The organism is Paracoccus sp. (in: a-proteobacteria), from assembly GCF_030536915.1.
Taxonomy (GTDB): Bacteria; Pseudomonadota; Alphaproteobacteria; order Rhodobacterales; family Rhodobacteraceae; genus Paracoccus.
The window spans coordinates 1-12,850 of sequence record NZ_JAUNPC010000077.1 but is presented as its reverse complement, the minus strand read 5'-3'; the positions used below and the strand labels follow the sequence as shown (position 1 = coordinate 12,850).

General features: G+C 67.9%; 15 protein-coding genes. 4 read left to right on the top strand and 11 right to left on the bottom strand.

The window, feature by feature from the left end; all coding sequences use genetic code 11:
* Positions 1-237: 237 nt before the first annotated feature.
* Entirely contained in the window at positions 238-2,943 is a 2,706-nt protein-coding gene (secA, locus tag Q4F04_RS12110) for a preprotein translocase subunit SecA (protein WP_303370079.1), read from the top strand.
* 373 nt (positions 2,944-3,316) lie between these two features.
* On the opposite strand, the gene Q4F04_RS12105 is transcribed toward secA, so the two are convergent.
* The 11 genes from Q4F04_RS12105 to Q4F04_RS12055 form a co-directional block, all read right to left on the bottom strand.
* A complete protein-coding gene (locus Q4F04_RS12105) occupies positions 3,317-4,156 on the bottom strand; it encodes a DUF429 domain-containing protein (RefSeq protein WP_303370078.1) in 840 nt (279 codons plus the stop codon).
* Entirely contained in the window at positions 4,153-5,136 is a 984-nt protein-coding gene (locus Q4F04_RS12100; protein WP_303370077.1) for a glycosyltransferase, read from the bottom strand. The genes Q4F04_RS12105 and Q4F04_RS12100 overlap by 4 nt, the downstream gene beginning before the upstream one ends.
* 146 nt (positions 5,137-5,282) lie before the next feature.
* Entirely contained in the window at positions 5,283-5,873 is a 591-nt protein-coding gene (locus Q4F04_RS12095; protein WP_303370076.1) for a hypothetical protein, read from the bottom strand.
* A gap of 8 nt (positions 5,874-5,881) precedes the next feature.
* The gene (flgH, locus tag Q4F04_RS12090; protein ID WP_303370075.1) at positions 5,882-6,607 is read right to left on the bottom strand and encodes a flagellar basal body L-ring protein FlgH; all 726 of its coding nucleotides are present in this window, start codon (positions 6,605-6,607) and stop codon (positions 5,882-5,884) included.
* Between the two features lie 11 nt (positions 6,608-6,618).
* On the bottom strand, positions 6,619-7,032 hold the full coding sequence (gene flgA, locus Q4F04_RS12085; protein ID WP_303370074.1) for a flagellar basal body P-ring formation chaperone FlgA: 414 nt from the start codon (positions 7,030-7,032) through the stop codon (positions 6,619-6,621).
* Complete coding sequence (gene flgG, locus Q4F04_RS12080; protein WP_303370073.1) at positions 7,032-7,817, bottom strand: flagellar basal-body rod protein FlgG; 786 nt, start codon at positions 7,815-7,817, stop codon at positions 7,032-7,034. The genes flgA and flgG overlap by 1 nt, the downstream gene beginning before the upstream one ends.
* Positions 7,818-7,837: 20 nt before the next feature.
* Positions 7,838-8,548 (bottom strand): flagellar hook-basal body complex protein, encoded by a 711-nt coding sequence (locus tag Q4F04_RS12075; RefSeq protein WP_303370072.1) that lies wholly within the window; start codon positions 8,546-8,548, stop codon positions 7,838-7,840.
* A gap of 3 nt (positions 8,549-8,551) precedes the next feature.
* Entirely contained in the window at positions 8,552-8,818 is a 267-nt protein-coding gene (locus Q4F04_RS12070) for a flagellar biosynthetic protein FliQ (RefSeq protein ID WP_182791303.1), read from the bottom strand.
* Positions 8,818-9,126 (bottom strand): flagellar hook-basal body complex protein FliE, encoded by a 309-nt coding sequence (locus Q4F04_RS12065; protein ID WP_303370071.1) that lies wholly within the window; start codon positions 9,124-9,126, stop codon positions 8,818-8,820. The genes Q4F04_RS12070 and Q4F04_RS12065 overlap by 1 nt, the downstream gene beginning before the upstream one ends.
* A gap of 11 nt (positions 9,127-9,137) precedes the next feature.
* Positions 9,138-9,527, bottom strand: a complete 390-nt coding sequence (gene flgC, locus Q4F04_RS12060) for a flagellar basal body rod protein FlgC (RefSeq protein WP_303370070.1) — start codon at positions 9,525-9,527, stop codon at positions 9,138-9,140.
* 2 nt (positions 9,528-9,529) lie between these two features.
* Positions 9,530-9,913 (bottom strand): FlgB family protein, encoded by a 384-nt coding sequence (locus Q4F04_RS12055; protein ID WP_303370069.1) that lies wholly within the window; start codon positions 9,911-9,913, stop codon positions 9,530-9,532.
* A 93-nt stretch (positions 9,914-10,006) separates the two neighbouring features.
* Between Q4F04_RS12055 and Q4F04_RS12050 the strand changes: the two genes are divergently transcribed.
* From Q4F04_RS12050 to Q4F04_RS12040, 3 genes are all read left to right on the top strand, one after another.
* A complete protein-coding gene (locus Q4F04_RS12050) occupies positions 10,007-11,314 on the top strand; it encodes a FliI/YscN family ATPase (RefSeq protein ID WP_303370068.1) in 1,308 nt (435 codons plus the stop codon).
* A gap of 142 nt (positions 11,315-11,456) precedes the next feature.
* Positions 11,457-11,963, top strand: a complete 507-nt coding sequence (locus Q4F04_RS12045) for a YsnF/AvaK domain-containing protein (RefSeq protein WP_303370067.1) — start codon at positions 11,457-11,459, stop codon at positions 11,961-11,963.
* Between the two features lie 19 nt (positions 11,964-11,982).
* Positions 11,983-12,837 (top strand): YsnF/AvaK domain-containing protein, encoded by an 855-nt coding sequence (locus Q4F04_RS12040; RefSeq protein WP_303370066.1) that lies wholly within the window; start codon positions 11,983-11,985, stop codon positions 12,835-12,837.
* The last annotated feature ends 13 nt before the right edge of the window (positions 12,838-12,850 follow it).

Genomic DNA, 12,850 nt, shown 5'->3' with positions numbered 1-12,850 from the left:
GCTGCGGCCATCAGGGCCGGAAGCGATTTCAGCATGGCAGGGGCATCCTTCACGAGATGGATCGCCTTGCGGCTTGGCCAGCCGGGGCGTCGGCGTTGACAGTGGGGCGGGCGGGGCCTACATCCGGCGCAACCGAAAATGCGCGCCCGCCGCCGATTTTCCGGCCTTCTGATAGGGCAAGGCCGTCGGTCGGGGCAAGTGGGGTCACGCCCGCCGCGCCAAACCTGACAGGACACCATGCTCGGCATCGGAAATCTGGCCAAGTCGATCTTCGGCTCTCCCAATGACCGCAAGGTCAAGTCGATCCGGCCGCTCGTCCAGCAGATCAATGCGCTGGAACCGCAGTTCCAGGCGATGTCGGACGCCGACCTGATCGGCAAGACACGCGAGCTGCAGGGCCGCGCGCAATCGGGCGAGGACCTTGACCGGCTGCTGCCCGAAGCCTTCGCCAACTGCCGCGAGGCCGCCCGCCGCGCGCTGGGCCTGCGCGCCTTCGACACCCAGCTGATGGGCGGCATCTTCCTGCACCAGGGCAATATCGCCGAAATGAAGACGGGCGAGGGCAAGACCCTTGTCGCCACCTTCCCCGCCTATCTGAACGCGCTGGCGGGCAGGGGCGTCCATATCGTCACCGTCAACGACTACCTCGCCAAGCGCGACGCCGAGTGGATGGGCAAGGTCTTCACCGCGCTGGGGATGAAGACGGGGGTGGTCTATCCCTTCCAGCAGGACGCGGAAAAGCGCGAGGCCTATCGCGCCGACGTGACCTATGCCACGAACAACGAACTGGGCTTCGACTACCTGCGCGACAACATGAAGGGCTCGATCGAGGAAATGACCCAGCGCGGCCATTTCTTCGCCATCGTGGACGAGGTGGACTCGATCCTCATCGACGAGGCGCGGACGCCGCTGATCATCTCGGGTCCCAGCCAGGACCGCAGCGAGCTTTACCGGACGCTGGACCAGTTCGTCCCGGAACTGACCGAGGACCATTACACCATCGACGAGAAGACCCGGAACGCCACCTTCACCGAGGACGGCAACGAGTTCCTGGAAAAGCGGCTGCAAGAGGCGGGCGTCCTGCCGCCGAACCAGACGCTGTATGATCCCGAATCGACTACCGTGGTCCATCACGCCAACCAGGCGCTGCGGGCGCACAAGCTGTTCCGCCGCGACCAGAACTATGTCGTCAACAACGGCGAAATCGTGCTGATCGACGAGTTCACCGGCCGCATGATGGCCGGCCGCCGCCTGTCCGACGGTCTGCACCAGGCCATCGAGGCGAAGGAGGGCGTGGACATCCAGCCCGAGAACGTGACCCTCGCCAGTGTGACCTTCCAGAACTATTTCCGCCTTTACGAGAAGCTGTCGGGCATGACCGGCACCGCCGCGACCGAGGCCGACGAGTTCGCGGAAATCTACAAGCTCGGCGTGGTCGAGGTGCCGACCAACCGCCCGATCCAGCGCGTCGATGAACACGACCGCGTTTATCGCACCGCGACCGAAAAATACGCCGCCGTGATCGAGGCCATCAAGGAAGCCCATGCCAAGGGCCAGCCGCTGCTGGTCGGCACGACCTCGATCGAGAAATCGGAAATGCTGTCCGAGATGCTGAAGGCCGAGGGTATCCTCCACAACGTCCTGAACGCCCGCCAGCACGAACAGGAAGCCTATATCGTGGCCGAGGCCGGCAAGCCCGGCGCCGTCACCATCGCCACCAACATGGCCGGGCGCGGCACCGACATCCAGCTTGGCGGCAACGTGGAAATGAAGGTGCTGCAGGCGCTGTCCGCCAACCCCGAGGCGAACCCCGACGAATTGCGCGCGAAGATCGAGGCCGAGCACGCCGCCGACAAGCAGGCGGTGCTGAACGCGGGCGGGCTGTTCGTGCTGGCGACGGAACGTCACGAAAGCCGCCGCATCGACAACCAGCTTCGCGGCCGTTCCGGCCGTCAGGGCGACCCCGGCCGCTCGCTGTTCTTCCTGTCGCTTGAGGACGACCTGATGCGGATCTTCGGGTCCGAGCGTCTGGACAAGGTGCTGTCCACGCTGGGGATGAAGGAAGGCGAGGCCATCGTCCACCCTTGGGTGAACAAGTCGCTGGAACGGGCGCAGGCCAAGGTCGAGGGGCGCAACTTCGACATCCGCAAGCAGTTGCTCAAGTTCGACGACGTGATGAACGACCAGCGCAAGGCGATCTTTTCGCAGCGCCGCGAGATCATGGAATCCGAGGATGTCAGCGACATCGCCGCCGACATGCGCCACCAGGTCATCGACGACCTGATCGACGAGTTCCTGCCCGAACGCGCCTATCCCGAGCAGTGGGACACCGCCGGGCTGAAAACCGCCGTGGTGGAACGGCTGAACATGGACCTGCCCGTTGCCGACTGGGCGGCCGAGGACGGCGTGGACCGCGGAACCATCGCCGAGCGTATCCGCGAGGCGACCGACGGCTACATGGCCCAGAAGGCCGAGCAGTTCGGCCCCGACCAGATGGCCCAAATCGAAAAGCAGGTGCTGCTGCAGCAGATCGACGGCAAGTGGCGCGAGCATCTGGTGACGCTGGAACACCTGCGCTCCGTCGTGGGCTTCCGCGGCTATGCCCAGCGCGATCCCTTGTCGGAATACAAGACCGAGGGGTTCCAGTTGTTCGAGAACCTGCTGGACGGGTTGCGTGGCGACGTGACCCAGAACCTCGCCCGCATCCGCCCGCTGACCGATGCCGAACGCGAACAGATGCTGCGCCAGTACCAGGCGCAGGCGGCCGCCCAAGCCGCCGCGATGCGTCCCCAGCACGAGCAGGCCGAGGGGGGCGAAGCGTCCGCACAGGCGCCCGGCTTCGTCGAGAACGATCCGACGACCTGGGGCAACCCCTCGCGCAACGACCCTTGCCCCTGCGGCTCGGGCGAGCGGTTCAAAAACTGCCACGGGCGGCTGGTCTGACGGGGCCGGGGAGGGCGGGAGAACCCGCCGCTCCTCCATCGGTTTCCGCTGAGGGGCTCATGATCCTTCTGCTTGGGCGGGTGTTTCGGCGATCGTGCCGAAAGGATGGTCGGACAAGAACAGTGCGGGTCAGAGAGATGACCTGCGCCAGCAGCTTCGGATGACGAGAAGAAGTCCCCTCATGGTCCTGTGCCCGTGCGAGCGGGTCAGCCTTTGCCACGGGTAGAATGACGCAAGGAGTCAGTGGGGGGCAATTTGCCCTTATCGCTCGATCCGCAACGAGGCGAACCATGTCCTTGCGGCTCGGAAACGGCCAAGAACGGGCACAAGAGGACGTTTCGGCAGAGATGGGCTTGTGCCCTCTTCGTCAGCTTCAATCCGCGATATGGAACGGAATACCCCTTCGCGCCGCCGCAGCTTCAAGCCGCAGGCGGATTGCGGGCGAAATCGGCGTCACCATATAGCCCTGCCGCAGATCGCCCAGCATGGCCGCTGTTCCCGGTCCTCCGGTCCTCCAGATGATCCCGATCAGGGCGCAGATCGTGGCGTCGAGCCGGTCCTGATCGGCCTTGCGCGGCTTCTGCTGCGCCATCATCTCCTCGGCCCACAGAGCAAGCGCGGGAAGTTCCAGCGACAGGGCGGTGTCTTTCACGCTCCGGGCGACGGCTTGCCAGTGTTCCAGCCTGAACTTGCGGGAACGTGCCGGGTTGTATTTCGGCGCGGCGAGCCTGCCGGCGAAGCGCGCGTCCAGCGCGGGCAGGGCGAGCGCCGGAAAGACTTCGATCAGGAACAGGCCCTCGGCGGCGCTGCGCGCCCGGAAAGGGTTTTCGACCGCACCGACAGCCGCAAGGAACCCCCAGATCGGCGCCAGATCGCAGAACATCCCCGCCTTGCCGCGATTCGCCGGCTGCACGCCGCCGCCGACATGGCTGACGACCGACGCTGCGAGCCGATCCACCGGCCGCATCCCGGTCGCATTCGGCACCACGGTCGGCTGATCCAGCGCGACCAGCGCGACATCATGGCCGCGCCGGGCGCTGGTGATGAAGGCCCGCGCCTCGGCAAAGGACACCAGGCGCGGCGGATGAAAGGTCAGGTCTCCGTCCCGGTCGCATCCGACGGCGCAGATCGCGCCGGGGGCCTTCGGCTGGTCGGTCCAGGCCGAATCGAAGCCGAAGACGATCAGGGATCGCAGGTTGTCCGCCGGCGTCATCGCCCACCGCCCTGTCCGGTCCCCGCCCCCGACCGCAGCCGCCCCGCCGCTGCCGCAAGCATCAGCGCCGCCGTGCCGGCGCGGGTCTGGCGATACACCCCGAGCCGCGCCAGCCGCGCCGCCGCCACTGGCCCCGGAGCGTCGATGGCAGCCGAGAACCCGGCCAGCATCGTTGCGTTTTCAGCAGACAGCACCCCACGCGCCGCCTGCAGCGCGGCTATGTTGCGCCGCAGCCAGCCGCCGTAATCTCCTGCACCCAGCCGGCCCAGCCGGGCCAGCGCGGCGCGCGGCGTGTCGTTCCGGCCCATGACATTGCCGCGATGCTGGCGATAAAGCACGGTCTGCCCGGGGTCGCGGATGACCAGCCCGCCCGCGCCCGAGATCACCTGGTAGCTCCACCAGTCATGCGAGATCACGCCCGCCTGCATCGCGCCCGGTTGCGCGGCTTTCAGCAGACCCACGCCCGCGGGATCGACCAGCATGGTGTTGCCAGGGGTGCAGGCCTGCACCAGCGCATTCGCGAATGACGCGGGGCGGCGGTACAGCGGGGCCGGCCGCAGGTGATGCAGATCCTCGTCGCAGATGACCGTGCGGGTGACATGCAGGATGCCACGGCCTGCCCCGGCCTGCCGCTTCGCTGCAGCAAGGGCGGCGACGCCAAGCGACAGCCGGCCGGGCAGCCAGACATCGTCCTGGTCGCACCAGGCGAGCGCCTCGCCCGGCTCGACCGCCCCGATCATCGACAGGAAGTTCCGTGTAGCCCCTTGCCGCGGCCCGCGCAGGATGCAGATGTCCCGGCCGGCATGCCGGGCCGCAAAGTCTTGCAGGATATCGAGCGTTTCGTCGGTCGAGCCGTCATCCGACACGATCAGCCGCCAGTCGCGATGGTCCTGCGCCGCAAGGCTGTCAAGCTGCGCGCCGATATGGCGCGCACCCTGATAGCTGGCGAGCAGGATCGCGATCCGCAGCGTCTTGTCCATGGGGCCGCCCATAGCGCCTTGCGGGGCAGGGCGCCAGCGGAACGCCCTGCCGCCGACCGTCGCCGTGCCTAGGGGCGACAGGGGGCAATCCAGCTTCAGGCGCTGCTTGCGATCAGGCGTTCAACTCGCGTCGCTGTGACGATGGTTCATCTTTCCTGCCTTGCGATGTCGCCGATCAGGATGCCCGAGATCTCGGGCAGGACGCCACGGGCGGTTTCGGTCAGCATGTCCCGCAGCTTGCGAAGCTGCACCTCGGTGGTGAAGTTGCCGTCGAAGCCGCCGGTATTGGCGTGGATCAGCAACTGGCGCAGCAGCGCATCCCGCAGCTTGATCTCGTGGGCGTAGACCGTTTCCCGTGCCGCGGCCGGCATCTCGGCCGAAAGCGCGAGGATCATCGTGCTGTCCAGCCGTCCATCGTGGATGACCGGCACGAAGAACTGCTGGGGGAACTTGAACCAGGCGGTGCCGGACTCTCCCTCGGCCTTTCCGTGCGCGCCCGGACTTTCCCCATGCCCGGTGGCAGGGGGCGATCCGTGCCCATCTGCTACGGCATCCTGCCGCGGCGAATGGGCGTCCTGCGCCGCCGTGGCAGGCAAGGTTCCACCCCCCTCTGCCGCCCCGGCATCCACGGAAGCGGCGGTTTCGGCAGACCCGCCGCGCTTCAGCATCTCGCCGCCTGCAGCGCCGCCCAGGAAGGCGACCGCCGACAGCACCACGGGCAACAGCTTCTTCAGCATGGGCGGCCTCAGTAGGGCAGGACGATGTCGGCCAGTTGCTGGCCATAGCGGGGCTGCTGGACGTCGCTGATCTGGCCGTGGCCGCCATAGCTGATCCGGGCCCCGGCGATGCGGTCATAGGCTACCTCGTTGTCGCGGCTGATGTCGGTCGGTCGCACGAAGCCCGAGACCGTCAGTTCGCGCACCTCGTAGTTCACCCGCACCTCCTGCGATCCCTGGATATGCAGCACACCGTTCGGCAGCCTGTCGATCACGGTCGCTGCCACCCGCAGCGTCAGCTTGTCCCGGCGCGAGATGTTGCCCGCGCCCTTGAAGGTCGATGCCCCCTTGGCCGAGGCGAGTTCCGCCATGCTCGCCCCTTCGGGCAGGTGCTCGTCGATGCGCTGGGGAATGCCCATCATCTGCGGGATGCCGACGCTTTCGGAGGATGCGCGCGAGCGGCCCGAGCTGTTCTGGATCTCGGCCTTGTCGTCGATCTCGATCACCACGGTCAGGATGTCGCCGCGCGCCCCGGCCCGGCGGTCGCCCACCAGCGACAACTGCTGCCCGGCCCAGAGCGATGCGCCGCTGTCCGGGCGGACCTGGCCCATGGGCAGCACCGGCTCGGCCATGGCCTGGAACTCCGGCGTGGCGTGGGGCGCACTCATCTCGGGGACCTTGCCCACATCGGCCACCCGCCCGCAGGCAGAGGCGGCGAGAAGGCAGAGCGCGAGGGGGATATGCTTCGTCTTCATGCGCGAATCCTTCAGCGCTGGGCGACGGTCAGGGTGCCGTCGGCGTTGATGCGGGCCATCAGCGTGGCGCGCGAAGAAAGGTTCATGACCCGGATCACGTCGCCCTCGCCGCCCGCACCCAGGGCGCGGCCCTCGATCTCGATGCGAAGGGCGGCGCTTTCATAGGCGAGGGTGACAAGCTGGTTGCGGCTGACCAGCGTCGGCGCGGTCAACTGCCCTGCCGAGATCGCGCGGCCCTCGTAGACGGCGGTGCGAAGCTGCTTGCCCACGGCCTCGGGGGCGTTCAGGCCCGGACGGCCGGTGGGGGCCACCGCAAGATCATCGGGTGCAAGGATCGTGCCCGCGGGAAGGTTGCGGGCGGCGACCAGCCCTTCGGCGGCGGCAACGCCCGGCAGCAGCAGGGCGAGGAACAGTAAGACCCGCATCAGCGCACCTGCACCGTGGCGCCCAGCATCTGGTCGGCTGCCGTGATGACCTTGGAGTTCAGCTCATAGCCCCGCTGCGCCTTGATGAGTTCGGAAATCTCGCGCACTGGATCGACCGCGCTTTCCTCAAGGTATCCTTGGCGCAGCGTGCCGATGCCCTGTTCCCCCGGCACGCCGATCAGCGGCGCCCCCGAGGCGGGGGTTTCCAGAAACAGGTTGGAACCGGTGGCCTCCAGCCCCTTTTCGTTGACAAAGCTCGCCAGGGTGATCTGGCCAAGGTTCTGCGGCTCGACCTGATCGTCGAAATAGGCGAAGACCTCGCCCGAGCCGCTGATCGAGACGCTGCGGGCCTCGACCGGGATGGTGATGCCGGGGGCGACGGAGAAGCCGTCCGAGGTCACGATCAGCCCCTCGGCCGAGCGTTTCAGCGCACCGTCGCGGGTATAGCCTGACATGCCCGAGGGCATCGCGACCTCAAGATAGCCCAAGCCGTCGATCGCCACGTCCAGATCGCCGCCGGTCTGCGACAATGCCCCCTGCGCCAGCGTCAGCGTCACCGCCGTGGGCCGCACGCCAAGACCCATCTGCACGCCCGCCGGCACCATCGTGCCGTCCGCCGCCGCGATGGTGCCGGGCCGCGTCACCTGCTGATAGGCGAGATCGGCGAACTCGGCGCGCCGCGCGTTGTAGCCGGTCGTCGACATGTTCGCGAGGTTCTGCGAGATGACCTCGACCCTCGTCTGCTGGGCTGACATGCCGGTGGCGGCGATCTGCAATGCTCTCATCGGAAAGGCCTTTCTGGCGGTCAGCGAGTGGTGGCGGCGATGGCGGCGCGGATGCGCTGGTCCTCGCCGTCAAGGAAGGACTGGCCCAGTTCGTAGGCGCGCTGGACCTCGATCATGCGGGCGATCTCCAGCACCGGGTTGACGTTGGACTCCTCAAGGAAGCCCTGCCGCACCACGGCCTCGGGCGCGGGTTCCGCCCCTTCGGCGACGAACAGCGTGCCGCCCTCGTGGCGCAGGCGGGCGGGGTCGGTCTGCGCGAAGACGCCGACGCGGCCGACCGGCTGGCCGTCTGCCGAGATCGTCCCGTCCGGCCCCACGCCGATGTGGCGGGTGCCGGGGGGCAGGGCGATGGGCGCCTCGCCATCGTCGAGGACGCGGTGGCCGTCGGCGTTGACCAGTTCGCCCTCGGCCGAGGTCATGAAGGCACCCGCGCGGGTCAGGCGGTTCCCCTGCGGGGTCTGGACCATGAAGAAGCCCTCGCGTTCCAGCGCAAGGTCGAGCTTGCCGCCGGTCTGCGCCAGCGGCGCGGGCGACAGGTCGACCTTGCGCCCATGCGCGTTCGCCATCGACAGCGTGCCGCGCCCGTCCAGCGCGGTGAGGTGCTCGGAAAACACCACCCCCTCGCGCCGGAAGCCGGTGGTCGAGCCGTTGGCCATGTTGTTGGCAACCGCCCGCATCTCGCGCATCAGCCCGGACTGGCGGGTCAGCGCGGCGTAGATCGCGTTGTCCATCCCTCAGCCCCCCGCGACCAGGGGCAGGATCTGGTCGGCGAAGAAACCGGCCAGCGTCGAGGTCATGAAGCTCATCGTGACCCAGAAGACGGCGAGCATCAGCCCGACCTTGGGCACGAAGGTCAGCGTCATCTCCTGCACCGAGGTCAGCGCCTGGAAAAGCCCGATGACGACGCCCGTGACCAGCGCCACGGCCAGCAGCGGGGCCGACATGCGGACGGCGATCCACAGGGCCTGACGGGTCACGTCGAAGATGAGGTTCTCGTCCATCAGACCGGCATCCTCAGGATTTCCTGGTATGCCTCGACCACCTTGTCGCGGATGGCGACTGCGGTTTCCAGCGCGACCTGCGCCTCGGCGATGGACTGCACCAGCGCATGGGTGTCGCTGCGGCCCTGCATGGCGCCGACGGCCACGGTGTCGGCCTGCTCCATCACGGCGGCGAAGTCGCGGGCGGCGGCGCTGACGGCGGGCGCGGGGCCGCCGGTGGGCGAGGGGGCAGCCGCCATGCGGGCCTCGGCATAGGCCGAGGCGACGCGGCTGCCGGTCTGCAGGGCGGCGGTGGTCAGCGAGATCATGGCGTGCCCTTTCAGCGGCGGATCAGGTCCAGAAGCGACGAGGACATCTGCCGCGCCTGCTCGAACATCTTCAGATTGGCCTCGTAGCTGCGGCTGGCCTCTCGCGCGTCGGCGACCTCGATCACCAGGTCCACGTTCGAGCCGAGGTAATAGCCGTCCTCGCTCGCCAGGGGGTGGCCGGGGTCATGGACCTGCGGCAGATCGGCCCGGTCATGCCGCATCCGGCTGGCGCGGACCTCTCCGGTGTCGCGGCCGAAGTCGCGGCCCGGCTCGAAGCTGACGAGCTTGCGGCGGTAGCCGGGGGTGTCGGCATTGGCGATGTTTTCCGAGATGTGGCGCAGCCGGACCCCTTGGGCGCGCAGGCCAGAGGCGGCGATGGCGGTGGCGGAAAGCTCGGTCATGGTCACGCCCTCCGCCCGATGGCTGTCCGCAGCATGGTCATGCCCGACTGCATCACCGACAGCGACAGGTTGAACTGGCGGCTGGCATCGGCCGCCCGCACCATTTCGTCTTCCAGCGAGACGGTGTTGCCGTTGGGCGAGGGCTCGCCTTCCGCATCGACCTCCGTTCCCCGCCCGCTGCCCCACTGGCCCGCCGCGACATGGCCGGGCCGGGTGGCCCGCAGGCCAATGCCAAGACCCTTATCCGGGTCGAAAGCCTTGAGGTCGCGGGCGCGGTAGCCCGGCGTATCGGCATTGGCGACGTTCATCGCCGTCACCCGATGGCGATTCGCCGCGTGCTGGCCCAGCGCCTGCGCCATCCGCATCGTGTCGATCCGTGCAAACAAAAGGGTTCTCCTCAGCCGCGATAAACCGGGTCTTAACCCCGGAAGGTTTAGAAACCGTTTCCAGAGAAGAATTTGCTTGGGGAGAAAGCAGGCATGGACCGGATCGAAGCGATTGCCGCGCGCATCCGCGGGCTGCGGGTCAGCCGCCATTTCGGCCGCGTTGCCGCGATCCGCGCGGGCGTGGTCGAGGCGGCGGGCCTGAACCACGTCGCCTCGGTGGGCGACCGCGTGGTGCTGCTGGACGGCACCCTCAGCGGAGAGGTGATCGCACTGGACCCGCAGGCCGCGATGATCCTGCCCGAAGGCGCGACCGACGGGCTGTCCATCGGGGCGCCCGTGGAACTGCTGTTCCGCCCCGTGCTGGCGCCCTGCGACGCTTGGATCGGGCGCATCGTCGATCCCTTGGGCCGCCCGCTCGACGGCCGCCCGCTGCGGACGGGGCACGAGGATCGCCGCTTCCGCAGCCCGCCCCCGCCGGCCGCCTCGCGCCGCCGCCTGGGCGAGCGGTTGGACACCGGCCTTGCCGTCTTCGACACGCTGCTGCCGATCGTGAAAGGGCAGCGGATCGGGCTGTTCGCCGGCTCGGGCGTGGGGAAATCGACGCTGCTGTCGGCGCTGGCCAAAGGCGTGACGGCGGATATCGTGGTGATCGCCATGGTGGGCGAACGGGGGCGCGAGTTGCGCGAATTCGTGGAAACCACGCTCGGCCCCGAGGGGATGGCGCGTGCGGTGGTGGTGGCCGCCACCTCGGACCAGTCGCCGCTGATGCGGCGGCGCTGCGCCTGGGCGGCGATGACTGTGGCAGAACATTTCCGCGATCAGGGGCGCCACGTCCTGTTCCTGGCCGATTCGATCACGCGCTTCGCCGAGGCGCACCGCGAGATCGCCCTCGCTTCGGGCGAGGCGCCGAGCCACCGGGGCTTTCCGCCCTCGACCTCGCAGATGATCATGGCGCTGGCGGAACGCTCGGGTCCGGGGCCGGAAGGGGCGGGCGACATCACCGCGATCTTCAGCGTGCTGGTGGCGGGGTCCGACATGGAGGAGCCGGTGGCCGACATCCTGCGCGGCGTGCTGGACGGCCATGTGGTGCTAGACCGCGCCATCGCCGAACGCGGGCGGTTTCCGGCGGTGGACGTGCTGCGATCCGTGTCCCGGTCCCTGCCACACGCGGCCAGCGTGGCCGAGAATGCGCTGATCGGGCGGGCGCGGGCGGCGCTGGGGCTTTATGCGGAATCCGAACTGATGATAAAGGCCGGGCTTTATGCGGCCGGCACCGATCCCCGGCTGGACGAAGCCGTGCGGATCAACCCGGCGCTGGACGGCTTCGTGGCGTTGAAATCTGAACGCGCCGCGCAGAGCTTGAGGCTGCTGGAGAATGCGCTTGCAGGCAGGAACGGGTGACACAAAAAGTCAAGCCCTGCCCTTATCACGTCAACGTTTGTTTATTTCCGAAACCGGATGCCCTGCGATCACGTTCTGGGGGGGACCGCGATCAACGGATCGCCGCGTCAAGCAACTGACCCGAACGAGGATCGCGCCCCCGATGACGTCACGCCAAGACCGCGACGAAAATATCCCTGACCCCGCGAACCTTCGGGAACGCGAGGCGATGGCCAAGGGCCGCCTTGCTTCTGATGATGTCCTGACCGTCGTCGAAGAGCAAGCCCGCATTTCGGTGAAACGGCACGAGACCGGCGGCGTCCGCGTCCGCGTCGTGACCGAGGAAGCGCCCGAGATCCACCCGGTCGCGCTGGAGGCTGAGCGCGTCGAGGTCACGCGCCAGCCCGTCGGCCGCGAGATCGAAAACTTTCCCGATATCCGCGAGGATGGCGATGTCACCATCATCCCCGTTGTCGAGGAACGGGCGGTCGTCGTCACCAGGCTGTTCCTTGTTGAAGAAATCCATATTCGCCGGACCCGCTCGACCGAGACGGTCGATGTTCCGGTGACACTTCGCCGCCAGCGCGCCGTGGTCGAGCCGCTGGACCCCGAGGCGGCCGCTTCCGGCCCCGTGACGGGGCAGGGCGGACTTCCCGACCACGATCTGTAAACCTTGTGAGGACGTGAAAATGGCTATGGAATCCGTGAACGCCGGTTCGATGCGCAGCTTGTCGGCGATGTTCGACAGCAGCGCCGATGCTGACCGCGCCGTTTCCGCGCTGAAAGCTGCCGGCATCGCCGATGTGGTGCTGACGGGGCAGGAAAACGAAGGCTACGGCAGCCAGCAGTATTCGGCCGAGGCCCGCACCGACCGCGGCTTCTTCGAATCGATCGGCGACTTCTTCTTCCCCGAGGAGGACCGCTACGCCTATGCCGAGGGCCTGAACCGGGGCGGCTATCTGGTCACGGTGCGCAACATCCCCGATCACCAGTATGAAACCGCGCTGAACATCCTGGACGATGAGGGCGCGGTGGATTTGGACGCGCGCGAAGCCGAATGGCGGACCGAGGGCTGGACCGGCTATGCCGGCGGAGAGGCCGCGGCGGCAGGCTATGCCGGCGAGCGCAGCGCCGCCATGGATGCCGACCTGAACGCCGAGGGCAAGATCGACGTCGTGGAAGAGCGGGTGACTGTCGGCAAGCGCCAGACCGAGGGCGGCCGCGTGCGCGTGCGCTCTTACGTGGTCGAGACGCCGGTCGAACAGGACGTCGAGCTTCGCAGCGAGCGTGTCCATGTCGAACGCCGCCCGGTGGATCGCCCCGCCGACAGCGCCGACTTCCAGGAACGCAGCCTCGAGGCCCGCGAATATGCCGAATCGGCGGTCGTCCAGAAGGAAGCCCGCGTCGTCGAGGAGATCGGCCTGAACAAGGACGTCGAATCCCACACCGAGACCGTTCGCGACACCGTCCGCAAGACCGAGGTCGAGATCGAGGACGAGCGCGGCCAGGTGGTGGATCGCGACACCGACCTCGACCGCCGCTGACCCGTCATCCGGC